General features: G+C 61.5%; 20 protein-coding genes and 1 pseudogene. 8 read left to right on the top strand and 13 right to left on the bottom strand.

Annotated features, from left to right (window positions below):
• Positions 1–372 precede the first annotated feature (372 nt).
• The 5 genes from prpF to J3P91_RS08315 all read right to left on the bottom strand — a co-directional run bounded on the left by prpF (position 373) and on the right by J3P91_RS08315 (position 7,170).
• On the bottom strand, positions 373–1,563 hold the full coding sequence (prpF, locus tag J3P91_RS08335; protein ID WP_434603338.1) for a 2-methylaconitate cis-trans isomerase PrpF: 1,191 nt from the start codon (positions 1,561–1,563) through the stop codon (positions 373–375).
• Positions 1,564–1,616: 53 nt separating this feature from the next.
• On the bottom strand, positions 1,617–4,208 hold the full coding sequence (gene acnD, locus J3P91_RS08330; RefSeq protein ID WP_434603336.1) for a Fe/S-dependent 2-methylisocitrate dehydratase AcnD: 2,592 nt from the start codon (positions 4,206–4,208) through the stop codon (positions 1,617–1,619).
• A gap of 192 nt (positions 4,209–4,400) precedes the next feature.
• Positions 4,401–5,528, bottom strand: coding sequence for a bifunctional 2-methylcitrate synthase/citrate synthase (gene prpC, locus J3P91_RS08325; protein WP_305495984.1), 1,128 nt, complete (start codon positions 5,526–5,528; stop codon positions 4,401–4,403).
• A 41-nt stretch (positions 5,529–5,569) separates the two neighbouring features.
• Positions 5,570–6,460, bottom strand: coding sequence for a methylisocitrate lyase (prpB, locus tag J3P91_RS08320; RefSeq protein ID WP_434569298.1), 891 nt, complete (start codon positions 6,458–6,460; stop codon positions 5,570–5,572).
• Complete coding sequence (locus tag J3P91_RS08315) at positions 6,457–7,170, bottom strand: GntR family transcriptional regulator (RefSeq protein WP_434603334.1); 714 nt, start codon at positions 7,168–7,170, stop codon at positions 6,457–6,459. Before J3P91_RS08315 ends, prpB begins: the two co-directional genes overlap by 4 nt.
• A gap of 280 nt (positions 7,171–7,450) precedes the next feature.
• On the opposite strand from J3P91_RS08315, the gene J3P91_RS08310 reads away from it, so the two are divergent.
• The 4 genes and pseudogenes from J3P91_RS08310 (at position 7,451) to pabB (ending at position 12,140) form a co-directional block, all read left to right on the top strand.
• Entirely contained in the window at positions 7,451–7,987 is a 537-nt protein-coding gene (locus tag J3P91_RS08310; protein ID WP_305495987.1) for an ATP-dependent zinc protease family protein, read from the top strand.
• A 5-nt stretch (positions 7,988–7,992) separates the two neighbouring features.
• Positions 7,993–9,525: an inactive transglutaminase family protein gene (locus J3P91_RS08305; RefSeq protein ID WP_039593717.1), complete on the top strand. Its 1,533-nt coding sequence runs from the start codon at positions 7,993–7,995 to the stop codon at positions 9,523–9,525.
• Positions 9,525–10,511 (top strand): alpha-L-glutamate ligase-like protein, encoded by a 987-nt coding sequence (locus J3P91_RS08300; protein WP_305495988.1) that lies wholly within the window; start codon positions 9,525–9,527, stop codon positions 10,509–10,511. The genes J3P91_RS08305 and J3P91_RS08300 overlap by 1 nt, the downstream gene beginning before the upstream one ends.
• Before the next feature lie 286 nt (positions 10,512–10,797).
• Positions 10,798–12,140: pseudogene (gene pabB / locus J3P91_RS08295) on the top strand (aminodeoxychorismate synthase component I).
• Positions 12,141–12,271: 131 nt separating this feature from the next.
• Here pabB and thrH read toward each other — a convergent pair.
• Positions 12,272–12,889: a bifunctional phosphoserine phosphatase/homoserine phosphotransferase ThrH gene (gene thrH / locus J3P91_RS08290; RefSeq protein WP_434603332.1), complete on the bottom strand. Its 618-nt coding sequence runs from the start codon at positions 12,887–12,889 to the stop codon at positions 12,272–12,274.
• 170 nt (positions 12,890–13,059) lie between these two features.
• Here thrH and J3P91_RS08285 point away from each other — a divergent pair, with 170 nt between their 5' ends.
• The 3 genes from J3P91_RS08285 to J3P91_RS08275 all read left to right on the top strand — a co-directional run bounded on the left by J3P91_RS08285 (position 13,060) and on the right by J3P91_RS08275 (position 16,571).
• Positions 13,060–13,803: a phosphoadenylyl-sulfate reductase gene (locus J3P91_RS08285; RefSeq protein ID WP_434569302.1), complete on the top strand. Its 744-nt coding sequence runs from the start codon at positions 13,060–13,062 to the stop codon at positions 13,801–13,803.
• A gap of 450 nt (positions 13,804–14,253) precedes the next feature.
• Positions 14,254–15,783, top strand: a complete 1,530-nt coding sequence (locus J3P91_RS08280) for an NCS1 family nucleobase:cation symporter-1 (RefSeq protein ID WP_434603330.1) — start codon at positions 14,254–14,256, stop codon at positions 15,781–15,783.
• 59 nt (positions 15,784–15,842) lie between these two features.
• Positions 15,843–16,571, top strand: a complete 729-nt coding sequence (locus tag J3P91_RS08275) for an aspartate/glutamate racemase family protein (RefSeq protein WP_434603328.1) — start codon at positions 15,843–15,845, stop codon at positions 16,569–16,571.
• Positions 16,572–16,715: 144 nt separating this feature from the next.
• On the opposite strand, the gene J3P91_RS08270 is transcribed toward J3P91_RS08275, so the two are convergent.
• Positions 16,716–17,639, bottom strand: a complete 924-nt coding sequence (locus tag J3P91_RS08270) for a LysR family transcriptional regulator (RefSeq protein WP_434603326.1) — start codon at positions 17,637–17,639, stop codon at positions 16,716–16,718.
• A gap of 128 nt (positions 17,640–17,767) precedes the next feature.
• On the opposite strand from J3P91_RS08270, the gene J3P91_RS08265 reads away from it, so the two are divergent.
• A complete protein-coding gene (locus tag J3P91_RS08265) occupies positions 17,768–18,514 on the top strand; it encodes a 3-oxoacyl-ACP reductase family protein (protein ID WP_434569306.1) in 747 nt (248 codons plus the stop codon).
• 66 nt (positions 18,515–18,580) lie between these two features.
• Here the strand turns inward: J3P91_RS08265 and J3P91_RS08260 are convergent, their stop codons facing one another.
• From J3P91_RS08260 to J3P91_RS08235, 6 genes are all read right to left on the bottom strand, one after another.
• On the bottom strand, positions 18,581–19,276 hold the full coding sequence (locus J3P91_RS08260) for an HAD-IA family hydrolase (protein ID WP_305495996.1): 696 nt from the start codon (positions 19,274–19,276) through the stop codon (positions 18,581–18,583).
• Positions 19,277–19,530: 254 nt separating this feature from the next.
• Entirely contained in the window at positions 19,531–19,902 is a 372-nt protein-coding gene (locus tag J3P91_RS08255; protein WP_434569308.1) for a hypothetical protein, read from the bottom strand.
• A gap of 87 nt (positions 19,903–19,989) precedes the next feature.
• Positions 19,990–20,193: a hypothetical protein gene (locus tag J3P91_RS08250; RefSeq protein WP_305495998.1), complete on the bottom strand. Its 204-nt coding sequence runs from the start codon at positions 20,191–20,193 to the stop codon at positions 19,990–19,992.
• A gap of 36 nt (positions 20,194–20,229) precedes the next feature.
• Complete coding sequence (locus tag J3P91_RS08245; protein ID WP_305495999.1) at positions 20,230–20,403, bottom strand: hypothetical protein; 174 nt, start codon at positions 20,401–20,403, stop codon at positions 20,230–20,232.
• 121 nt (positions 20,404–20,524) lie between these two features.
• Positions 20,525–20,935: a glycine zipper domain-containing protein gene (locus J3P91_RS08240; RefSeq protein WP_434603324.1), complete on the bottom strand. Its 411-nt coding sequence runs from the start codon at positions 20,933–20,935 to the stop codon at positions 20,525–20,527.
• A gap of 690 nt (positions 20,936–21,625) precedes the next feature.
• A complete protein-coding gene (locus J3P91_RS08235) occupies positions 21,626–23,815 on the bottom strand; it encodes a response regulator (RefSeq protein WP_434603322.1) in 2,190 nt (729 codons plus the stop codon).
• Positions 23,816–23,919 lie beyond the last annotated feature (104 nt).

The following is a 23,919-nucleotide window of genomic DNA, read 5'->3' as shown; positions in this document are numbered from 1 at the left end:
CGCGATGACGCCAGCACATCCGACTTTGATGCCAGCTGACACGCCGCCATCGCGAGCAGGCTCGCTCCCACATTTTGATTGAGGGCGGATCTGGATTCCGGGCCCGCTGGAAATCCCCTGTGGGAGCGAGCTCGCTCGCGATGACGCCAGCACATCCGACTTTGATGCCAGCTGACACGCCGCCATCGCGAGCAGGCTCGCTCCCACATTTTGATCGAGGGCGGACCTGGATTCCGGGCCCACTGGAAATCCCCTGTGGGAGCGAGCCTGCTCGCGAAGGCGCCGGCACATCCAACATCAATGTCAGCTGACACACCGCTTTCGCGAGCAGGCTCGCTCCCACAGGTTTTGTGTTATTTCTCAAGCAACGATTTAGAAAACATCCCCCGGCACCCGCACAAACCCTTCCATCAACACCCGCGCGCTGCGGCTCATGATGGCTTTTTTCACGGTCCATTCGCCATTGACTACGCTCGCCTCGGCGCCGACGCGCAAGGTGCCGGACGGGTGACCGAAGCGCACTGCGTTGCGTTCGACGCCACCGGCCGCGAGGTTGACCAGGGTGCCGGAAATCGCCGCGGCGGTGCCGATAGCGACAGCGGCGGTGCCCATCATGGCGTGGTGCAGCTTGCCCATGGACAACGCCCGAACCAGCAAGTCGACGTCACCCGCCGCCACGGTTTTACCGCTGGATGAAAGGTAATCCGCCGGCGGCGCGACGAACGCGACTTTCGGCGTGTGCTGGCGCTGGGCAGCTTCGTCCAGGTGCTTGATCAGGCCCATGCGCAACGCGCCATGGGCACGGATCGTTTCAAACATCGCCAGCGCCTTGGGATCGCCGTTGATGGCGCCCTGCAATTCGGTGCCGGTGTAACCGACATCCCGGGCGTCGATGAATATCGTCGGAATGCCTGCGTTGATCAGCGTCGCCTTGAGCTTGCCGACACCGGGCACTTCCAGGTCGTCCACCAGGTTGCCGGTAGGAAACATCGAACCACCGCCGCCCTCTTCCTCGGCCGCCGGGTCCATGAACTCCAGCTGCACTTCAGCGGCCGGAAAGGTCACGCCGTCGAGTTCGAAGTCACCGGTTTCCTGCACCGCGCCGTCGGTGATCGGTATATGGGCGATGATCGTCTTGCCGATGTTCGCCTGCCAGATCCGCACCACGGCCATACCGTTCTGCGGGATACGGCTGGCATCCACCAGACCGCTACCGATGGCAAACGCCCCCACCGCCGCCGACAGGTTGCCACAGTTGCCGCTCCAGTCCACGAACGGCTTGTCGATGGACACCTGGCCGAACAGGTAATCGACGTCGTGATCGGCCCGGGTGCTCTTGGACAGGATCACGGTCTTGCTGGTGCTGGACGTCGCACCGCCCATGCCATCGATCTGCTTTTCGTACGGATCGGGGCTACCGATCACCCGCAGCAGCAGCGCATCCCGGGCCGGGCCGGGAACGCGCGCCGCTTCGGGCAGGTCTTGCAGGCTGAAGAACACGCCTTTGCTGGTGCCGCCACGCATATAGGTCGCGGGGATCTTGATTTGAGGCGAGTGAGCCATGTGCTCCAACTCCTGAAAAAAAGGGTGGCCAGAAAACCGGCCACCCGAGCGATTTAAACGGCAATCGCCGATTCAAGGAAATCCTGGGCGAAGCGTTGCAGCACGCCCCCGGCTTCGTAGATCGACACTTCCTCGGCGGTATCGAGGCGGCAGGTCACCGGCACTTCGACGCGTTCAGCATTTTTGCGCGTGATGACCAGGGTCAGCGTCGCCCGCGGGGTGCGCTCGCCGATCACGTCATAGACTTCGCTGCCGTCGATGCCAAGCGTCTTGCGATCCGTGCCGGGTTTGAACTCCAGCGGCAACACGCCCATGCCCACCAGGTTGGTACGGTGGATGCGCTCGAAACCTTCGGCGACGATCGCCTCGACACCGGCCAGGCGCACGCCCTTGGCCGCCCAGTCCCGGGACGAACCCTGGCCGTAGTCGGCGCCGGCGATGATGATCAACGGCTGCTTGCGTTCCATGTAGGTTTCGATGGCTTCCCACATGCGCATGACCTTGCCTTCCGGTTCGACCCGAGCCAGGGAGCCCTGCTTGACCTTGCCGTCCTCAACGACCATTTCGTTGAACAGTTTCGGATTGGCGAAGGTTGCGCGCTGGGCGGTCAGGTGATCGCCGCGGTGGGTCGCGTAGGAGTTGAAGTCTTCTTCCGGCAGGCCCATTTTCGCCAGGTATTCACCCGCGGCACTGTCGAGCATGATGGCGTTGGACGGCGACAGGTGATCGGTGGTGATGTTGTCCGGCAGCACCGCCAGCGGACGCATGCCCTTGAGCGGCCGCGCACCGGCCAATGCGCCTTCCCAATACGGCGGACGACGGATATAGGTGCTTTGCGGGCGCCAGTCGTACAGCGGGGTCACTTTCGGCCCGGTGTCTTCCTGGATGGCGAACATCGGGATGTACACCTGGCGGAACTGCTCGGGTTTCACCGAAGCCTTGACCACCGCGTCGATTTCCTCGTCGCTCGGCCAGATGTCCTTGAGGCGGATTTCCTGACCGTCCACCACACCCAACACATCCTTCTCGATGTCGAAACGGATGGTCCCGGCGATGGCATAAGCCACCACCAATGGCGGCGACGCCAGGAACGCCTGCTTGGCGTACGGATGAATACGCCCGTCGAAGTTGCGGTTACCCGACAAGACGGCGGTGGCGTACAGGTCACGGTCGATGATTTCCTGCTGGATCACCGGGTCCAGCGCGCCGGACATGCCGTTGCAGGTGGTACAGGCGAACGCGACCACGCCAAAACCCAGTTGCTCAAGTTCAGACGTCAGGCCCGCTTCATCCAGGTACAACGCGACGGTTTTCGAGCCTGGTGCGAGCGATGACTTGACCCACGGCTTGCGGGCCAGGCCCAGGCGATTGGCGTTGCGCGCCAGCAAACCGGCGGCGATCACGTTGCGCGGATTGCTGGTGTTGGTGCAACTGGTGATCGCCGCGATGATCACCGCGCCGTCGGGCATTTGCCCGGGCACATCGTCCCATTGGCCAGAAATGCCTTTGGCAGCCAGATCGGACACCGCGACACGGGCGTGCGGGTTGCTCGGACCGGCCATGTTGCGCACCACCGAGGACAGGTCGAAGGTCAGACCGCGCTCATATAACGCGCCTTCCAGGCTGTCGGCCCAGAGGCCGGTGGTCTTGGCGTAATGTTCGACCAACTGCACTTGCTGGTCTTCGCGGCCGGTGAGTTTCAGGTAATCGATCGTCTGCTGATCGATATAGAACATCGCTGCCGTAGCGCCGTATTCCGGGGCCATGTTGGAGATCGTCGCGCGATCCCCCAGGGTCAGGGCGCGGGCGCCTTCGCCGAAGAACTCCAGCCAGGCCCCGACGACTTTCTGCTTGCGCAGGAATTCGGTCAGCGCCAGCACCATGTCGGTGGCAGTGATGCCCGGTTGCAACTTGCCGGTCAGCTCGACGCCGATGATTTCCGGCAGGCGCATCCACGAGGCGCGACCGAGCATGACGCTTTCGGCTTCCAGGCCACCGACGCCGATGGCGATCACGCCCAGGGCATCGACGTGAGGCGTGTGGCTGTCGGTGCCTACGCAAGTGTCGGGGAACGCCACGCCGTCACGCTGCTGGATGACGGGAGACATTTTCTCCAGGTTGATCTGGTGCATGATCCCGTTGCCAGGCGGGATCACGTCGACGTTCTTGAAGGCCTTTTTGGTCCAGTTGATGAAGTGGAAGCGGTCTTCGTTGCGGCGGTCTTCGATGGCGCGGTTCTTGGCGAACGCCTGCGGATCAAAACCGGCGCTCTCTACCGCCAACGAGTGGTCGACGATCAGTTGGGTCGGCACCACCGGATTGACCTGCGCCGGGTCGCCGCCTTGCAGGGCGATGGCGTCGCGCAGTCCGGCCAGGTCGACCAATGCGGTCTGGCCGAGGATGTCATGGCAGACCACGCGTGCCGGGAACCAAGGGAAGTCCAGGTCGCGCTTGCGCTCGATCAGTTGCAGTAGCGATTCGCGCAGCGTCGCCGGATCGCAGCGGCGTACGAGGTTTTCCGCCAGCACGCGGGAGGTGTACGGCAGGCCATCGTAGGCGCCAGGCCGAATGCCATCCACGGCCGCGCGAACGTCGAAATAATCCAGCGATGTGCCGGGCAGCGGTTTGCGAAATTCTGTGTTCATCGTCAGGACTCGGGTCACGGTGGTTTCAGGAGAGGGCCGGCCTTGAAACACCCCCGACCCCTGTGGGAGCGAGCTTGCTCGCGATAGCGGTGTATCCGTCGACATCGATGTTGAATGTCAGTGCGCAATCGCGAGCAAGCTCGCTCCCACAGGGTTGTGGGTGTATCCAGTGCCTGCGGCTAACCCTCCAGCTCAGCGTTGTTCGATTGGCACGAACTTGCGCTGTTCGACGCCGGTGTATTCGGCGCTAGGTCGGATGATGCGGTTGTTGGCGCGTTGTTCGAACACATGGGCGGCCCAGCCGGTCAGGCGCGAGCAGACGAAGATCGGCGTGAACAGTTTGGTCGGGATGCCCATGAAGTGGTACGCCGAGGCATGGTAGAAATCGGCGTTGGGGAACAGTTTCTTCTGCTCCCACATGGTCTTGTCGATAGCTTCGGAAACCGGGAACAGCACCGTGTCGCCGACTTCATCGGCGAGCTTTTTCGACCAACCCTTGATCACCTCGTTGCGCGGGTCGTTGTCCTTGTAGATGGCATGGCCGAAGCCCATGATCTTGTCCTTGCGCGCAAGCATGCCGAGGGTGCCCTCGATGGCTTCTTGCGGCGAGCTGAAGCGCTCGATCATTTCCATCGCCGCCTCGTTGGCGCCGCCGTGCAACGGGCCGCGCAGCGAGCCGATGGCAGCGGTGATGCAGGAGAACAGGTCGGACAATGTCGAAGCACAAACCCGCGCGGTAAAGGTCGAGGCGTTGAACTCATGCTCGGCGTAGAGGATCAGCGATACGTTCATCACCTTGACGTGCAGCTCGCTCGGCTTTTTGCCGTGCAGCAGATGCAGGAAGTGGCCGCCAATGGAGACTTCGTCGGTTACGCATTCGATGCGCTGGCCTTCGTGGCTGAAGCGATACCAGTAGCACATGATCGCCGGGAACGCGGCCAGCAGACGATCGGTCTTGTCGTGCTGCTGGGAGAAATCCTGCTCGGGCTCCAGGTTGCCGAGGAACGAGCAGCCCGTGCGCATCACATCCATCGGATGGGCGTCGGCGGGAATGCGTTCCAGCACTTCTTTCAAGGCTTGGGGCAGGTCGCGCAACTGGCGCAGTTTGCCCGTGTAAGCGTCCAACTGAGCCTGGGTCGGCAGCTCGCCGTACAGCAGCAGGTAGGCCACCTCTTCGAATTGCGCGTCAGCCGCCAGGTCGCGAACGTCGTAGCCGCGATAGGTCAGCCCGGCGCCTGACTGGCCCACGGTGGACAAGGCGGTTTGTCCGGCCACCTGGCCACGGAGCCCGGCGCCACTGAGTACTTTTGCTTCGGCCATGTTGCTGTCTCCATTTTCTTGAATTTGTAGGGAGTCGCGCCTTACTTTTTCGCGGCGAACAACGCGTCGAGCTTCTGCTCGAAGGTGTGGTAGTCGATGCGATCGTAAAGCTCCATGCGGGTCTGCATGGTGTCGATGACGTTCTGCTGGGTGCCATCGCGACGGATGGCGGTGTAGACATTTTCGGCGGCCTTGTTCATCGCACGGAACGCCGACAGCGGGTACAGCACCAGGGAAACGTCGGCCCCGGCGAGTTGTTCGGTGGTGTAGAGCGGGGTCGCGCCGAATTCGGTGATGTTGGCCAGGATCGGCGCTTTCACGCGGCTGGCGAACAGCTTGTACATGTCGAGTTCAGTGATCGCTTCCGGGAAAATCATGTCGGCACCGGCCTCGATGCACGCGGCGGCGCGGTCCAGGGCCGACTCCAGGCCTTCCACTGCCAACGCATCGGTACGCGCCATGATCACAAAACTGTCATCGGTACGGGCGTCTACGGCAGCCTTGATGCGATCGACCATCTCTTGTTGCGAGACGATTTCCTTGTTCGGCCGATGGCCGCAACGCTTGGCGCCGACCTGGTCCTCGATGTGAATCGCCGCCGCGCCGAACTTGCTCATCGACTTGACCGTGCGCGCCACGTTGAACGCCGAGGAGCCGAAGCCGGTGTCCACGTCCACCAGCAGCGGCAGGTCGCACACGTCGGTGATGCGGCGCACATCGGTGAGCACGTCATCCAGGCCGGTGATGCCCAGGTCCGGCACGCCGAGGGAACCGGCCGCCACGCCGCCGCCCGACAGGTAGATCGCCTTGAAGCCGGCGCGCTTGGCCAGCAGCGCATGGTTGGCGTTGATGGTGCCGACCACTTGCAATGGATGCTCGGCGGCGACCGCATCGCGAAAACGCTGGCCTGGCGTGCTCTTGCTGGAACTCATGACTCACCTCGTTGAGTGGCGGCGCTGTCCTGGAAATGACGCGCAATGTTGCGTTTGGAGGCGCCGATGTGCCGGCGCATCAATAATTCGGCCAGTTCGCCGTCACGGTCGGCGATGGCGTCGAGAATCCGGTGGTGCTCGGCAAAAGCCTGGCGCGGACGGTTCGGCGTGGTGGAAAACTGGATACGGTACATGCGCACCAGTTGATACAGCTCGCCGCAAAGCATTTGGGTGAGGGTGCGATTGCCGCTGCCCTGGATGATCCGGTAGTGGAAGTCGAAATCGCCTTCCTGCTGGTAATAACCGACGCCGGCCTGGAACGCCGCATCGCGCTCGTGGGTTTCCAGCACCCGACGCAGTTCGTCGATTTCTTCCTGGGTCATGCGCTCCGCCGCAAGGCGACAGGCCATGCCCTCCAGGGATTCGCGAATTTCGTAGAGTTCCAGCAGCTCGGCATGGCTCAGCGAGACCACCCGCGCGCCAACATGGGGAATGCGCACCAGCAGCCGCTGGCCTTCCAGGCGATGGATCGCCTCGCGCAGCGGCCCGCGACTGATGCCGTAGGTGCGGGCCAGCTCGGGCTCGGAGATCTTGCTGCCGGGGGCAATTTCACCCTTGACGATGGCGGCCTGGATACGCCGGAAGACGTTCTCGGACAGCGTCTCGACATCTTCTTGGACGAGGACCGGCGTTTCGAGCTGATCGAGCATATTGTCGACACCTTTAAAATCAATACGGCAAAAACTACCCTTTGACACCCTTAACGTCAAAACAAAAATATGGATTGTCGACAATCGTCTAATAACGGTCCCAGACATAACCCCTCGTTTCGAAGTGTCGTAGCCTCCGGCCAGCGGTGGCGTCAGAAAACCACCGTGCTAGAATGCCGCCGCAATTGCCGCTCTCCCTATATAGAGAAGGCAACCTAGGGAGCTTGTGCAGTAATGCCAGGGCCTGAACCGAAAAACGGAACGCTGCGCACCAGGATCTATGACACTCAAGCCCTTATCTGCCGCCCTATGCTTTATCTGCCTGCCAGGGATTGCCGCGGCGGGTGAAAAAACCGTGTACGGCCTCAACGAATATGCAGCCCTGCAGGGCATTGACCTGGAGGTCGCGGCCAAGCTCGACACCGGTGCCAAGACCGCCTCCCTCAGCGCCCGTGACATCAAGCGTTTCAAGCGCAACGGCGAATCCTGGGTGCGTTTCTACCTGGCCATCGACGCGGCCCATTCGCACCCCATCGAACGCCCGCTGGCCCGGGTCAGCAAGATCAAGCGCCGCGCCGGTGACTACGACCCGGAAGAAGGCAAGAAATACACGGCCCGGCCGGTCATCGAACTGGATATCTGCATGGGCTCGGCCCTGCGCAGCATCGAAGTGAACCTGACCGACCGTAGCGCCTTCCAATACCCGTTGCTGATCGGCTCCGAAGCGCTCAAGCGTTTCGACGCGCTGGTCGATCCCAGTCTCAAATACGCTGCCGGCAAACCCGCCTGCGCCAATGCCGCTCATACCGCAGAGTAATTCCAATGCGCTCCCTTACCCTCCATCTGAAAATGCTGATCGCCATCCTGGTGGTGCTGGGCCTGTCAGTGACGGCCTATCAGATTTTCGTGCTCGGCATCCCGGTGACCGAAGACGCCACCGACGACCTGTGGAATATCGATGCCAAGGTCGAGTTCGTGCCCAACGCCAAGGATCCGGTGAAGATCCAGATGTTCGTGCCGCCCCTGAGCCGCGACTACGTCAGCCTCAACGAGAGCTTCATCTCCAACAACTACGGCGTAGCGGTGAACCGCGTCGACGGCAACCGCAAGGTGACGTGGTCGGCCCGGCGCGCCAAGGGCAACCAGACCCTTTATTACCGCCTGGTGCTGACCAAGCGCTACAGCGCCGAGAAAACCAAGGTCAAGGGCCCGACCTTCCGCGACAGCATCGCCGTCGAAGGGCCGGAAAAACTCGCCGCCGAAGCGCTGCTGGCACCGATCCGCCAGCATTCGGCCGACGTCGAAACGTTCATCAGCGAAGCCATCAAGCGGGTCAACAACCTCAACGACGACAACGTCAAGCTGTTGCTGGCCGGCGACCCGTCTTCGAGCAACAAGGCCAGAATCGTCGAACTGGTACTGTCCATTGCCCACGTGCCGGTCGAGAAGGTCCACACCATCCGCCTGGTGGCCGACCAACCGCAGACGCCCGAGTTGTGGCTGCGCAGCTTCAACGGCACCGACTGGCTGTACTTCAACCCCGACACCGGCGAGCAAGGCCTGCCCACCGACCGCCTGCTGTGGTGGACCGGCGATGAAAACCTGATCACCGTCGATGGCGGCAAGAAAGCCACCGTCACGTTCAGCATGAACAACAGCGAAATGAACGCCATTCGCCTGGCCAAGCTGACGGACGAGAACACCGACGCCAACTTCCTTGAATACTCGCTCTACGGCCTGCCGCTGCAAACCCAGCAGACCTTCATGATCATGGTGATGATCCCGATCGGCGTGCTGGTGATCCTGGTGTTGCGCAACCTGATCGGCCTGCAGACCCTCGGGACGTTCACCCCGGTGCTGATCGCCCTGGCCTTCCGCGAAACCCAACTGGGCTTCGGCATCATCCTGTTCACGGTGATCACTACCCTGGGCCTGTCGCTGCGTTCCTACCTGGAGCATCTCAAGCTGCAAATGCTGCCGAGGCTTTCGGTGGTGCTGACGTTCGTGGTGGTGCTGATCGCCGCCATCAGCCTGTTCAGCCATAAGCTGGGCCTGGAGCGTGGCCTGTCGGTGGCATTGTTCCCGATGGTGATCCTGACCATGACCATCGAACGCCTGTCCATCACCTGGGAAGAGCGCGGCGCCGGCCATGCGATGAAAGTCGCCATCGGTACGCTGTTCGCCGCATCCCTGGCGCACCTGATCATGAGCGTCCCGGAGCTGGTGTACTTCGTGTTCACGTTCCCGGCGATCCTGCTGATCCTGGTGGGTTTCATGCTGGCCATGGGTCGTTATCGCGGCTACCGCCTGACCGAGCTGGTGCGGTTCAAGGCTTTCGTCAAGGCTGATTCCTGATGTTCGGCCTCTGGAAGACCTGGAAAGCCCTGGAAGCCCGGGGCATCATGGGCATCAACCGGCGTAATGCCGACTACGTGCTCAAGTACAACAAGCGCAGCCTTTACCCGATCGTCGATGACAAGATCATCACCAAGGAACGGGCTATCGCGGCCGGCATTCACGTGCCGGAGCTGTACGGGGTGATCTCCACCGAGAAGGAAATCGACAAGCTCGACGGGATCATCGGCGGACGCACCGACTTCGTCATCAAGCCGGCCCAGGGCGCCGGCGGTGACGGCATCATCGTTATTGCCGACCGCTTCGAGGGCCGCTATCGAACCGTGTCCGGGAAGATCATCAGCCACGAGGAAATCGAGCATCACATCTCCAGCATCCTCACCGGCCTGTACTCCCTCGGCGGGCACCGTGACCGGGCGTTGATCGAGTACCGCGTGACGCCGGACCAGATCTTCAAGAGCATCAGCTACGAAGGCGTACCGGATATCCGCATCATCGTGCTGATGGGCTATCCGGTGATGGCCATGCTGCGCTTGCCGACCCGCCAGTCCGGCGGCAAGGCCAACCTGCACCAGGGCGCCATCGGCGTCGGCGTCGACCTCGCCACCGGCCTGACCTTGCGCGGTACCTGGCTGAACAACATCATCACCAAGCACCCCGACACCACCAACGCGGTGGATGGCGTGCAGCTGCCCTACTGGGACGGCTTCATGAAACTGGCCGCCGGTTGTTATGAACTGTGCGGGCTGGGCTACATCGGCGTCGACATGGTGCTGGACCAGGAAAAAGGCCCGTTGATCCTGGAACTGAACGCCCGCCCAGGGCTGAACATCCAGATTGCCAACGACTGCGGCCTGACCCTGCGCACCCACGCCGTGGAAGCACGCCTGGAAGAGCTCAAGGCCAGGGGCGTCACCGAAACCGTGGAAGAGCGGGTGGCGTTTGCCCAGGAATTGTTCGGGCATATTCCGCCGGTTGAGGGGTGAGGCTGAGGTTTGAAGGGGGAAGAAAGTCGAGGGTCAAAAGTTGAACCCTGTGGCGAGGGAGCTTGCTCCCGCTGGGTTGCGAAGCAGCCCCAAAGCCCGGCACCTCGGTGCATCAGGTTGATCGCGTTCATCTGAACAAGGGGCTGCTGCGCAACCCAGCGGGAGCAAGCTCCCTCGCCACGGGTTCCATGCGCCTTCAGATGTTCAATACCGACATCCCCCTAGGAGCAAATCCTACAGGGGATTACAATCGCCACCCCGCCTGAACGGCCGACCCGCCCCGCCCATGCCAACCTGCTTCGTACACCCTCTGCCCTACCGCGCCAACCCCGCCGAGTATTTCGCGGCGATCCGTCATGCCCCCGGCAGCGTGCTGCTCGACAGTGGCCGGCCGAGCGCCGAGCGCGGCGTTATGACTTGCTCAGCGCCTGGCCGCTGAAGCAACTGGCGGTATTGCCGGAAGAGAGTGGCAGCGATTTCCTGCAACGTCTTCGGATACAGCTGACGCAACTGGGCCACGCCGAATTACCAGCCACCGTGCAATTGCCCTTCGCCGGTGGCCTGATCGGTTATTTGAGTTACGACTTCGGCCGACGCCTCGAAGCCCTGCCGTCCTGCGCCAAGGACGATCTGCAACTGCCGGACGCGCGTTTTGGCGTGTACGACTGGGCACTGGTCACCGATCACCAGACTCGCACAAGCCAATTGGTCTTCCATCCCCATTGCGGCGAAAACCAACGCCAACGCTTGATCGAGCTGTTCAGTCAGCTAACCTCGGTGCCTCTCTCCTCGTTCAGTCTGGACGGCCCGATGGCGCCCGATCTCGACGCTGAAGCCTATCGACAGGCATTCGAGCGTATCCAGGCGTATATCCAGGCCGGCGACTGTTATCAGGTCAACTTTGCCCAACGCTTTCGCGCGCCGTGCCAGGGCGATGCGTGGGCCGCTTACCAGGCGCTGCGGGCGGCTTGCCCGACGCCGTTTTCCGGCTTCCAGAGCCTGCCGGAGGGCGGTGCGGTGCTGAGCCTGTCGCCCGAACGCTTCGTCCAGGTCAGTGAAGGTCACGTCGAAACCCGTCCGATCAAGGGCACCCGCCCTCGCGGCACGACGCCCGAAGACGACGCGGCCCACGCCGCCGAGCTGCTGGCCAGCCCCAAGGACCGTGCCGAGAACCTGATGATCGTCGACTTGCTGCGCAACGACTTGGGCCGCACCTGCCGCATCGGCTCGGTGCGGGTGCCGGAATTGTTCAGCCTGGAAAGCTACCCGAACGTCCATCACCTGGTCAGCAGCGTGACTGGCGAACTGGCGGACGACAAGGACGCCCTGGACCTGATCGCCGACAGCTTTCCCGGCGGCTCGATCACCGGCGCGCCGAAGATCCGTGCCATGCAGATCATCGACGAGCTCGAACCGACCCGACGCGGTCTGTATTGCGGCTCATTGCTGTACCTCGATGTTCGCGGGGAGATGGACAGCTCCATCGCCATCCGCAGCTTGCTGGTCAAGGACGGGCAGGTATGTTGCTGGGGTGGCGGCGGGATCGTCGCGGATTCGGATTGGCAGGCGGAATATCAGGAGTCGATGACCAAGGTGAGGGTCTTGCTGGAAACCTTGCAGAACCTCTGAACAAGGTCCAAGACCTGACACAGGACCTTGTGGGAGCGAGCCTGCTCGCGAAAGCGCTGGTTCAGCCAACATTGATGGCGACTGACATACCGCTTTCGCGAGCAGGCTCGCTCCCACATTTAGGGTTGGGTTTACAGGCTCAGGGGGCGGTTCGAGGCCTTGATGAACTCCTGCTTCAACTCGGCAAACGTATGCACCGCCGGAAACTGCGGGAATTCACGAATCACGTTTTCCGGCGCGTGGAACAGAATCCCGGCATCGGCTTCGCCCAGCATCGTCGTGTCATTGTAGGAATCCCCGGCGGCAATCACCCGGTAGTACAAACTCTTGAAGGCCAGGACCGACTGGCGCTTCGGATCTTTCTGACGCAATTGATAGCCGGTCACCCGTCCGCTGTCGTCGGTAACCAGACGATGGCAGAGCAGCGTCGGGAAGCCCAACTGACGCATCAGCGGCTGGGAAAATTCGTAGAACGTGTCGGAAAGAATCACCACCTGGAAGCGCTCGCGCAGCCAGTCGACGAACTCGATGGCGCCGTCCAGCGGCTTGAGCGTAGCGATGACTTCCTGAATGTCGGAGAGCTTCAGGCCATGCTCATCCAGGATGCGCAACCGTTGCTTCATCAGCACGTCGTAGTCGGGAATGTCCCGAGTGGTTGCCCTGAGGGAGTCAATCCCGGTTTTTTCAGCGAAGGCGATCCAGATCTCCGGGACCAGCACACCTTCCAGGTCGAGACAGGCAATTTCCACGAGACACTCCCATTTTTGATGTTTATCGGTTGAGCGAACAAAAGGACTGCCGACTCTAGCCATTCGCCGAAGCCCGCGCAACGCACAGGAGCGCGCCAGCCCCGGCAGCTTTTGTTACCATCAGCCCATATAGAGCGCCCAGCGCCACCGACCTGTAGGAAACCGCCCTGATGAGCCCATCGTTTGATGTCGTGGAACTCGCCACGACCTATGCCAACAAGTCCCCGCAGGACATCCTCAAGCTGGCCTTCGCCGAATTCGGTGACGACCTGTGGATATCCTTCAGTGGCGCTGAAGACGTCGTGCTGGTGGACATGGCCTGGAAGCTGAACAAGAACGTCAAGGTGTTCAGCCTCGACACCGGTCGCCTGCACCCGGAAACCTATCGTTTCATCGAACAAGTGCGCGAGCATTACAAGATCGATATCGAACTGATCTCGCCCGACCATACGAAACTGGACCCTTTCGTGAAGGAAAAAGGCCTGTTCAGCTTCTACAAGGACGGTCACGGTGAATGCTGTGGCATCCGCAAGATCGAGCCGCTGCGCCGCAAACTGACCGATGTCCGCGCTTGGGCTACCGGTCAGCGCCGCGACCAGAGCCCGGGCACCCGCAGCCAGGTGGCCGTGCTGGAAATCGACACGGCGTTCTCCACGCCGGAGCGCACGCTGTACAAATTCAACCCGTTGTCGCAGATGACCAGCGAGGAAGTCTGGGGTTATATCCGCATGCTGGAGTTGCCTTATAACAGCCTGCATGAGCGCGGTTTCATCAGCATCGGCTGTGAGCCCTGCACCCGCCCTGTCCTGCCGAACCAGCACGAGCGCGAAGGCCGCTGGTGGTGGGAAGAAGCCACGCAAAAAGAATGCGGGCTGCACGCTGGCAATATCATCGCCAAATCCAAGACCGTCTGATCCCGCCGCAGCTATGTACACAAAAATGTCACCTCAGGTGGCATTTTTGTGTGCACCTCTGGTTTTAATGCCCCTAAAAGTTACAGGCACCCTTGCGCGCTGCCTGCTTTCCTTCCCGTTGGCGCTCGCCCCCTAAAATAAATACCTGTTCGAACGGTCAGTTTTAACTTCCAGTATTTCAGTAATTTACCCGTCAAACATAACGAAACGAAATTAACGACGCCAAAGCTAGACTCGCAAGTGGCATATATCTGGCTTAACTCGACAAGTGTTTTGTATACAACAATACAAAAACATACACACACTTTTCGATCCGCAAGCCTGAAGCGCCCTATCCCGTACAGGCTGCAGATGCCCCGTAACCAATGATGCTCACCGCCGCGACGAAGATCTGCCGAGCCTCGCGCTCAAGCACAGTCATCGTGGCCTGAGAGTCAGGAGCCTGCCGGAATGCGTACAAGTCTTTCCAATAACATCGCGCTGGATCTGCCCTCCCCAACCGCTGCCCTGGATGAACAACCCGCAGCCCCTCTCACCTTGAGTCCAAGGCTACACAACAAGGACCTCGCGCCCACCAAAGCCGAAGGGCGACGCTGGGGCCGCTACAGCATTTTCGCGCTGTGGACCAACGACGTGCATAACATTGCCAATTATTCATTCGCCATCGGCCTGTATGCCTTGGGACTGGGCGGTTGGCAGATTCTACTGTCGCTGGGGATCGGCGCGGCGCTGGTGTACGGCTTCATGAATCTGTCCGGCTATATGGGGCAGAAGACCGGCGTGCCGTTTCCGGTCATCAGCCGGATCAGTTTTGGCATACACGGTGCGCAGATTCCCGCACTGATCAGGGCCGTCATCGCAATTGCCTGGTTTGGTATCCAGACTTACCTGGCGTCCGTGGTGTTTCGGGTGCTGCTGGTGGCGATTCATCCGGGCTTTGCCGATTATGATCAGAACTCGATCCTCGGGCTGTCGAGCCTGGGCTGGGTATGCTTCGTCGCCATCTGGTTCGTGCAACTGATGATCCTGGCCTATGGCATGGAAACCGTGCGGCGCTATGAAGGCTTCGCCGGCCCGGTCATCCTGGTGACCGTCGCGGCGTTGGCCGGTTGGATGTACTTCCAGGCCGGTGCGACGATTGCCTGGTCGATCCGCGAGCCGCTGGCCGGCGGTGAGATGTGGCGCAACATATTCGCCGGTGGTGCGCTGTGGCTGGCGATCTATGGCACGTTGATCCTCAACTTCTGCGATTTCGCTCGCTCTTCGCCGTGCCGGCGGACAATCGTCGTCGGAAATTTCTGGGGCCTGCCGGTGAATATTCTGGTATTTGCCGCCATCACCATCCTGTTGTGCGGTGCGCAGTTCCAGATCAATGGCCAGGTCATCGAGAGCCCGACCCAGGTCATCGCCTCGATTCCCAACACCTTTTTCCTGGTGCTCGGTTGCCTGGCGTTCCTGATCGTCACCGTGGCGGTGAATATCATGGCCAACTTTGTCGCCCCGGCCTTCGTCCTCAGCAACCTGGCGCCCAGATACCTGAACTTCCGTCGTGCCGGACTGATCAGCGCCGCCATTGCCGTGCTGATCCTGCCGTGGAACCTCTACAACAGCCCGCTGGTGATCGTGTATTTCCTCTCCGGTCTCGGCGCCCTGCTCGGGCCGCTGTACGGCGTGATCATGGTCGACTACTGGTTGCTGCGAAAAGGCCGCGTCAACGTGCCGCAACTCTACAGCGAGGACCCAAACGGTGCGTATTTCTACAGCAACGGGGTCAACCTGCGGGCGGTAGCGGCGTTCATTCCAGCGGCGCTGATCGCGATTGTCCTGGCGCTGGTGCCCGGCTTCGACAGTATTTCTCCGTTCTCCTGGTTGATTGGCGCTTCGATTGCAGGGCTGCTGTACCTGATCATTGCCAAGCGCGAGGGGTATTACGAGGACGTCAGCGGTGAGTCCATTGCCGTGGATAACGTCAGCCATTGATTGTTCGAAAGGCCCGGGGATTCGGGCCGTTTACCGTTACGCTGAAAAAAGGACCACTCATGCGAATTCTCATCGTCAACGTCAACACCACCGAGTCCATCACTCAGTCCATCGCGCGCCAGGCCCAGGCCGTTGCCGCGCCGGGAACCGAGATCATCGGGCTGACGCCGCATTTCGGGGCAGACTCGATCGAAGGCAATTTTGAAAGCTACCTGGCCGCCATCGCCGTGATGGACCGGGTGATGTCCTACGACCAGCCGTTCGACGCGGTGATCCAGGCCGGCTACGGCGAACACGGTCGGGAAGGACTGCAGGAACTACTCAACGTGCCAGTGGTGGACATCACCGACGCCGGCGCCAGCACGGCCATGTTTCTTGGTCATGCCTACTCGGTCGTCACCACCCTGGACCGCACGGTGCCGCTGATCGAGGACCGGCTCAAGCTTTCCGGCCTGTTCGACCGCTGCGCCTCAGTCCGGGCCAGTGGCCTGGCGGTGCTGGAACTTGAGCAAGACCCGCAGCGGGCGGTTGAAGCCATCGTCCACCAGGCGGAACTCGCCGTCAGCCAGGACAAGGCCGAAGTGATCTGTCTGGGCTGCGGCGGCATGGCCGGGCTGGATGAGCAGATTCGTCAACGCACCGGAGTGCCTGTGGTCGATGGCGTGACGGCGGCGGTGACGATTGCCGAGTCGCTGGTGCGGCTGGGGTTGTCCACGTCGAAAGTGCGCACTTATGCGACGCCGCGACCGAAGACCATCATTGGCTGGCCGGGGCGGTTTGAGCGGTGAATTTGCAGCTTTAGACTGCGTTGCCCCTTTCGCGAGCAGGCTCGCTCCCACAGTTTTTTGCGGGGCACAGAGGTGCGGTCACCCCAGAACCAGTGTGGGAGCGAGCCTGCTCGCGAATGAGGGCGACTCGACTCCCAGCCAGGCTCAAACAGCACTGAACCGCTGCGCCAGCCCCTGCTCGGCAAACTGCTCGATGATGAAATCCACGAACGCCCGGGTCTTGCCCGGCAGCAGTTTGTGCTCGGCGTAGTAGATCGAGATGTTGCCATCGTCGACGTACCAGTCCGGCAGCACCCGTTGCAGTGCGCCACTGTCCAGGAACGGCACGGCAAACGGCATGCTTACCAGGGCAATGCCCAGCCCTTGGGCTGCGGTGATGCAGGCGGCTTCCGAGTCACTCATGGTCATTTGCGCCTTGAGTGTCAGCGGGCTGTGTTCGCGGTTGCGGCTGGTCAGTTGCCAGGAACGGATACGCCCTGTCTGCGGTGAGCGGATCAGGATTCCCTGATGTTGCCCCAGATCCTGCGGCTCGACGACGGCGGCATGGTTTTGCAGGTACTGTCCGGACGCAACCAGCACCCGATGGGCCACCGTCAATTTGCGCGCCACGACGCCCTGGGGCAGCTCGAAGCCGCCGCCGATGGCGGCATCGAAACCCTGGCCGATCAGGTCCACCTGACGGTTATCGAAATGCCAGTCCGGGTTGATTGCCGGGTATCGGCGCAAAAACTCCCCCAGCAACGGCACGATATACAACCGGCCGAACGCCGTGCCCATGCTCACCTTCAGCGTGCCGGCTGGCTGCCCGCCGGCGCTGGCCAAGTTGGCGACGGCGTTCTGGATGGTATTAAAACTGCTGCCCACTTCCCGCAGGAACAGTTGGCCGGCCTCGGTCAAGGCCAGGCGTCGAGTGCTGCGCTGGAACAGCCGAACGCCCAGGCGCGCTTCAAGCTTGGCGACGCTTTTGCCTACCGCCGCCGGGGTCAGGCTCAAGCGGCGTGCGGCCTCGGCGAAGCTGCCGACCTCGGCGCTGCGGACAAAACATTCGATACTGCTGAAACTCTCCATGACGCCCACTCTAAACTTTTGGTTTACACAGACTATATCAATGACGGTCTACACAGCCGATGGCCTAGTCTTGATACTCACCCCATCAACCGCGGCATCTCGCCCCGGCACCTTTGGAGAACACCCGCATGAGCACGCAAACATTGAGTGGCAAAGTCGCCTTGGTCCAAGGCGGTTCCCGCGGCATCGGCGCCGCCATTGTCAAACGCCTTGCCGCAGAAGGCGCGGCCGTGGCCTTCACCTACGTCAGCTCTGGCGCCAAGTCTGAAGAACTGCAGGACAGCATCACCGCCGCCGGCGGCAAGGCCCTGGCAATCAAGGCCGACAGCGCCGATGCCGACGCCATCCGCAATGCCGTCGCCGCCACCGTCGACGCCTTTGGCCGATTGGACATCCTGGTCAACAACGCGGGCATCCTGGCGTTGGCGCCGCTGGATGAATTCAAGCTGGAAGATTTTGACCAGACTCTCGCCATCAACGTGCGCAGCGTATTTGTCGCCACCCAGGCAGCCGCACGGCATATGAGCGAAGGGGGCCGAGTCATCAATATCGGCAGCACCAATGCCGACCGCATGCCCTTCGCTGGCGGCGCCACCTACGCCATGAGCAAATCCGCGCTGGTGGGCCTGACCAAAGGCCTGGCTCGCGACCTGGGCCCACGCGGCATCACCGTCAACAATGTTCAGCCCGGCCCGGTGGACACTGACATGAACCCGGCGGATAGCGATTTCGCCTCCAGCCTGATGGAGCTCATGGCGGTAGGCCGTTATGGCACGGTGGAAGAAATCGCCAGCTTCGTCGCCTACCTCGCGGGTCCGGAAGCGGCCTATATCACCGGGGCCAGCCTGACAATCGACGGTGGTTTCGGCGCCTGACCCACGTCGCGCGGGAGCCTGCTCCCGCTGGGCTGCTTCGACGCTTTCGGGCGCAGCAGCCCTTTTTCAGGCCCACTCCAGTTCCGGCAAACCGCACAGGCTTGGCTGGAACAGCTTGAGCGAACGGATAATGGCGTCGGCATGGCTGTACTTTTCGTCGGCCATGGCCGAGTCGGGAATCGCAATAGCCGTCATGCCTGCCGCCTTCGCCGCCGTCACACCAAACGGGGAGTCCTCGAAGACCAGGCAATCCGCGGGCGCGACACCCAGGCGACGGGCAGCGGTGAGGAAGATATCCGGCGCCGGTTTCGCCGCTCCCACTTCGGGGTCATCGGCGGTAACAATGAAGTCGAACAGCGCGAACCAATCCCGGTGCAGGGTGGTTTTCAGTTCGAACGACTGACGCGACGAACTGGTTCCCACCGCAATCGGCACGTCATGGGCTTTGAGATGCCGCACCAATTCCTCCGCGCCGGGCATCGCCAGGGCGTGGGGGAAACGTTCACGCATGAGCGGTTCACGAATCACCAGAAATTCCTCCGGGGTAATCGGCAGCTCCAGCGCCTGCACCACGTAGCGCGCCAAGTCCCCGGCGCCGCGCCCGATGATGTTCTGCTTGACGCTCCAGTCAAACGTGCGCCCGTAGCGCTCGGCGATAATGGAGGTGACCTCGGTGTAGATACCCTCGGTGTCCAGCAGCAGGCCATCCATATCGAAAATCACAGCCTTGATCGGTCCAAACTTTTTCAGCGGTGCATTCATCGCATCTGATCCGTTATCAACACAACATTCCAGGGATGGCTCAGGTGCGGCCAGCGCAGCGTGTTCGCCTTAAAGGATTCAGCAGAATAACGAGCCGTGCTTGGCGCAGGCAATGGGAAATTTTCAAGAGGTGGCGAGGGATCGGCCGCGCCTTGGCCGGGCGGCAGTTGACTACGTTTAAGGGACGCTTGGCGCCCAGCGGGAGCAAGCTCCCTCGCCACGAACAGACTGGATGATCAGCAGAGGGTCATGTATTAGCCGCCGGAGCCGCCTGAGCCGGAGCCCGATCCGCCGCCGCTGGAGCTGCCACCGCTACTGCTGCTGCTACCGGTTCCACTACTTGAGCCGGAAGAACCGCCGCCCATCGTGCTGCCACCGCTGGTGGAGCCACTCCCGGTTCCCGGGCTGGTGCTGCTGCCGCTGGCGTCGCCGCCATTGCCTCCTCCCACGGAACCGGGTGGCAGAGCGTTACCGGCTTTCTCGGTGGTGGAGCCGGCGTCCATCTGGGTAGAGGGCGGCATGCCTCCCTTGTCCACGGGCGCGCTGTCGGATTGGGCGAAAGCCGCCAACGAGCTGGCCGACAGAATCCCGGCCAACGCCAGCGCGGTCATGTTTGGCTTCATCATGGTAAGTCTCCTTTTCAGATAGCTACCTGATGTGTGGCAACCATCATTGACCGATGGTGCCGACAACCGGACGGACGGAACTGCTCTTCAGCTTGGCTTGCCGGAAGCATCATCACCGGCAATATCGGGATCGTCCGGCGCCGCCTCGACGTCTTCATCTTCGCTTGGCACCTGCTCTACTCCAGCATCGTCATCAGGTGGACGCTGATCGCGGCTCAATGAGTCGGTTGGCGAAGGCAACGGATATTCCGGGGTTTCATCGTCGTCGGGAACAGGCGAGTCGGCAGTCATAACAATCTCCTGGTCGTGCAGTTTGGGCTGGAAGGCTCAATCGTAGGATTCATCCTCAACTTCGGTCTCTTCATCCTCGATCAAGGGCACCTGGGCGTCGTCCATCAGGGAACCGGGATCTTCGTTGCCCGGGTCGTTGACGCCTGGATCATTGATGAACGGGACGCCCGAGGGGCCTTTTTCTTCCTTGCCTTCGGTTTCCGGGGTCATGGCATACCTCACAATGCAAGTGGGTGTATCAATTCGAGGCGATGGCGAGGTAAACGTTCCGGGAAATAGCCAATATGAAAAAACCCGGCACAGGGCCGGGTTTTTTCATGCATGCATTCGCTCAGCGATGCTTTCTCTTGTGCTTGTGCTTCTTGCTCTTGGAATGTCCGTCGTTATCGTTGGACAGGTTGCTGCCCAACGCGCCGCCTGCCGCCCCACCGACGCCCGCGCCGATGGTCGAGCCCGTGGACCCGCCCAGGCGATTGCCAACAATCGAACCACCGGCCGATCCCAGGCCACCACCGATGGCCGCTTCCGTACGGCTGCCCTTGCGAGCCCCGACAGCACTGCCGGCTGCACCGCCGACACCGGCGCCAATCGCCGCGCCTGTGCTGCCGCCCATCTGCTGGCCGACCACGTTCCCCAGAACACCGCCCAAGCCACCGCCAACCGCAGCGGTACCGTCGCCAGCGGCCATCGCGCCCTGAGCGAACACAAGCCCAAGCACCAAGGTGGACAAAGTCAAACGCATGATAAAAACCTCAAGAATGCCGCATCGGGGAGAGATGGCCGGTGCGCGCTGGCGCGAGTGTACGCCAAACCGTGTCAGCCATGACGGTTCGACAACAAACGCAGGGGTAGTTTTATGACAGGCAAAAAAAAGCCCGCTGGGGAAACGGGCAGGTACTGCTTTCTAACGGATGAGCTCAGACTACGCGCCTGCTTGTGAAAGAAACGTGAAAGAAAACGTCAGTCGAAAAAAGATAAAAAAATATTTATACAAACGCTGGAATTCCCAGTGGCGAGGGGGCTTGCTCCCGCTGGATTGCACCGCAATCCCATCGCGCCCGAGCGCGAACATGCTCCCTGGCCACGGCGGTTATTTGCTGAGCGGGACCCTGGGCAAGAACTTGGCCTTCTCGCCCCGCGGCACCTTGGCCACCCTGGTCCGGATTGACTTGATTGGCTCGTCACCAAAATCCGACCGATAGGCCGATTGCCCACACTGCAACCCTTCATTGATCGGATACGCGGCTCCGTTCTCCTCGCTGTACGGTGCTCCCATCGCATTTTTCCCCTTTCATCGAGCCGATACCGGCAATAACCAATTGCCTGGAAATACCGACCTTCGAATTGAGACTAGCCGGTCATCAACAGACCAATGATTCAAGGGACCGCCTCGCCGACGAACGGGTAAGCGTTGTTTCAAAACCGAAACAACTCAGTCCGAGCCCAACAGCGTCTGGTTTAAAACCCGGGAAACCTGATCGGCCGAGTAAGGCTTGGACAAAAACGCGAAACCTTCATGCCCGCTGTGGGCCAGCTCCTCGCTGTAGCCGGAGGTCAGCACCACCGGCAGATCCTGGCGGCGCTGGCGCAGTTGCCTGGCAAGGGCAATGCCACTGATGCCCGGCATGACCACGTCGGAAAATATCGCGTCGAACGCCATCGCATCCGGGCCGACCATTTCCAGCGCCTGTTCGGCATTGGTCGCCCAGGCCGTTTCGTATCCGAGGTCTTGCAGGATCTGGCTGGCAAAGCGCCCCACCTCCAGATTGTCCTCCACGACCAATACCCGGCGCCGGCCTTTTTCCAGCACCAGCAGAGAGTTTTCCTCTCCCTCGGGTTCATGCTGCTCCTCGGGCTCCACCTCCGGAAGATATAAGGTAAATACGCTGCCCTTTCCGACCACGGTCGAGACATCGACATTGCCACCGGACTGTTTTGCGAAACCGAACACTTGGGACAATCCCAACCCCGTTCCCTTGCCCACCTCCTTGGTGGTGAAGAACGGTTCGAAGATGTGTTCAAGTGCCTCCGGCGCAATACCCGTACCGGTGTCTTCCAGGGCAATCGCGGCAAACGCCTGCCCTGCCCCGGAATGGCCGCGGATCGGCGGCATGCCTGCACCGCAATTGAGCCGTAGCCACAGCGTTCCCTGGCCGTTCATCGCGTCCCGGGCGTTCAGGGCCATGTTGATCAACGCCGTTTCGAACTGGCTCAGGTCGGCGCGGATGTAACAGGGCTGCTCGCACAATTTGACCTTGACGTGAATTCGCGCCCCGGTCACGGTCTCCAGCATGTCGCCGAGGCTCTGTACCTGCTTGCGCACGTCGATGATTTCCGGCGTCAACGGCTGGCGCCGGGCAAACGCCAGCAATTGGCTGGTCAGCTTCGAAGCACGTTCCACCGTCTCGGAAACGGCGGTCATGTAGCGTTGGCGGCGCTCGTCGGACAGGTTAGGCATGCGCAGGAAATCGACAGAGGAGCGGATGATCGTCAGGAGATTGTTGAAATCGTGGGCCACGCCGCCGGTGAGCTGGCCGATGGCTTCGAGTTTCTGCGACTGGTGCAGCGCCGCTTCGGTCTGCCTCAATCGTGTAGTGCGCTCCTCGACCCGTTGCTCCAGCGTTGCGTTCAGTTCGGCCAGGGCGGCAAGGCCTTCACGCACGGCCGCGTCCGCCCGAGCACGTTCGATGTGCGCCCAGGATCGCTCGGTGACTTCCAGCAGCAGCGCCAGATCGTTGGACGACCAGATCCGGGGCGTTTTATCGTGGATGGCCATCAGGGCGGTCAACCGTCCATTCTTGATCAACGGAACACAAATAGTCGCCGCAATACCGATCGACTGGAACGCTGCCGCCTCCTCCGGTGCCAGCTCCGCGAGGTTGTCATTGATCACCAGCGGCTTGCCGGCGCCCAGGTTGGCGACCGCCAGCCGACCGAAATCCGCCAGTCGGTAGTGCCCGACGATACTCGGCGACCCGGCCCGGGCCCAATCGCCGCGAATCGTAAAGCCGTCCTCGTCTTCGTCCATGTCTGCGTATGCGCAGTTGGACAGGTTGAGGTGCGCCGCCAGGATCCGGGCGGTGGCCGCCATGATCGCCTGTGGATCGGTGGCATTCGCCACGGCGCTGCCGATTGCATCGAGCACCGCCAGGCGCTGGGTCATGAATACGGTCGCAGTGGTCTCGGTGACCGTGTCGAGCATGCCCACCACTTTGCCGAACTGGTCGCGAATAGGGCTGTAGCAGAAGGTGAAATAGGCCTGTTCAGGACCACCACCGCGCTCGATCACCAGGGGAAAGTTCTCGATAAACGTCGCCTGCCCATCAAAAGCCGCCCCCACGATAGGGCCGATCTCGCTCCAGGCCTCCCGCCAGACCTCATTGAACGGCCGCCCCAGCGCCTCGGGTTTGCTGCCGAGAATGGGCATGAACGCATCGTTGTACAACGTGATCAAGTCCGGTCCCCAGACGATGGCCTGAGGGAAATGCGAAGCCAGGCTCAGCGCCACGGTTGTCTTCAGCACATCGGGCCATTGCGCGGGCGGCCCGAGTGGCGTGCTGTCCCAGTCATGGCGGCGGACCCGTTCAGCCATTTCTCCATAGCTCTGGAGCCAATCTGTCATTGCCTTCGATCCTTGCTCAACCGCCAATCCCAACGAGGGGGGAAACGCTTGTGACCCCAAGCTGAGCCGTATTATCCCGCGTCACGTGAGAATGCGCGATTGGA

The organism is Pseudomonas sp. Z4-7, from assembly GCF_051131965.1.
Lineage (GTDB): Bacteria > Pseudomonadota > Gammaproteobacteria > Pseudomonadales > Pseudomonadaceae > Aquipseudomonas.
This window is presented reverse-complemented; position numbering and strand designations above follow the sequence as displayed.

Excerpts from the sequence above, each read along its gene's own strand:
- J3P91_RS08285 (WP_434569302.1), top strand. The coding sequence starts at position 13,060 with ATGAGCCCATCGTTTGATGTCGTGGAACTCGCCACGACCTATGCCAAC.
- J3P91_RS08310 (WP_305495987.1), top strand. The coding sequence starts at position 7,451 with ATGACACTCAAGCCCTTATCTGCCGCCCTATGCTTTATCTGCCTGCCA.
- J3P91_RS08240 (WP_434603324.1), bottom strand. The coding sequence starts at position 20,935 with ATGCGTTTGACTTTGTCCACCTTGGTGCTTGGGCTTGTGTTCGCTCAG.
- J3P91_RS08300 (WP_305495988.1), top strand. The coding sequence starts at position 9,525 with ATGTTCGGCCTCTGGAAGACCTGGAAAGCCCTGGAAGCCCGGGGCATC.
- J3P91_RS08235 (WP_434603322.1), bottom strand. The coding sequence starts at position 23,815 with ATGACAGATTGGCTCCAGAGCTATGGAGAAATGGCTGAACGGGTCCGC.
- J3P91_RS08275 (WP_434603328.1), top strand. The coding sequence starts at position 15,843 with ATGCGAATTCTCATCGTCAACGTCAACACCACCGAGTCCATCACTCAG.
- J3P91_RS08270 (WP_434603326.1), bottom strand. The coding sequence starts at position 17,639 with ATGGAGAGTTTCAGCAGTATCGAATGTTTTGTCCGCAGCGCCGAGGTC.
- J3P91_RS08280 (WP_434603330.1), top strand. The coding sequence starts at position 14,254 with ATGCGTACAAGTCTTTCCAATAACATCGCGCTGGATCTGCCCTCCCCA.
- J3P91_RS08315 (WP_434603334.1), bottom strand. The coding sequence starts at position 7,170 with ATGCTCGATCAGCTCGAAACGCCGGTCCTCGTCCAAGAAGATGTCGAG.
- prpB (WP_434569298.1), bottom strand. The coding sequence starts at position 6,460 with ATGAGTTCCAGCAAGAGCACGCCAGGCCAGCGTTTTCGCGATGCGGTC.
- prpC (WP_305495984.1), bottom strand. The coding sequence starts at position 5,528 with ATGGCCGAAGCAAAAGTACTCAGTGGCGCCGGGCTCCGTGGCCAGGTG.
- acnD (WP_434603336.1), bottom strand. The coding sequence starts at position 4,208 with ATGAACACAGAATTTCGCAAACCGCTGCCCGGCACATCGCTGGATTAT.
- J3P91_RS08260 (WP_305495996.1), bottom strand. The coding sequence starts at position 19,276 with ATGAATGCACCGCTGAAAAAGTTTGGACCGATCAAGGCTGTGATTTTC.
- prpF (WP_434603338.1), bottom strand. The coding sequence starts at position 1,563 with ATGGCTCACTCGCCTCAAATCAAGATCCCCGCGACCTATATGCGTGGC.
- J3P91_RS08250 (WP_305495998.1), bottom strand. The coding sequence starts at position 20,193 with ATGACTGCCGACTCGCCTGTTCCCGACGACGATGAAACCCCGGAATAT.
- J3P91_RS08245 (WP_305495999.1), bottom strand. The coding sequence starts at position 20,403 with ATGACCCCGGAAACCGAAGGCAAGGAAGAAAAAGGCCCCTCGGGCGTC.
- J3P91_RS08255 (WP_434569308.1), bottom strand. The coding sequence starts at position 19,902 with ATGATGAAGCCAAACATGACCGCGCTGGCGTTGGCCGGGATTCTGTCG.
- J3P91_RS08265 (WP_434569306.1), top strand. The coding sequence starts at position 17,768 with ATGAGCACGCAAACATTGAGTGGCAAAGTCGCCTTGGTCCAAGGCGGT.
- J3P91_RS08305 (WP_039593717.1), top strand. The coding sequence starts at position 7,993 with ATGCGCTCCCTTACCCTCCATCTGAAAATGCTGATCGCCATCCTGGTG.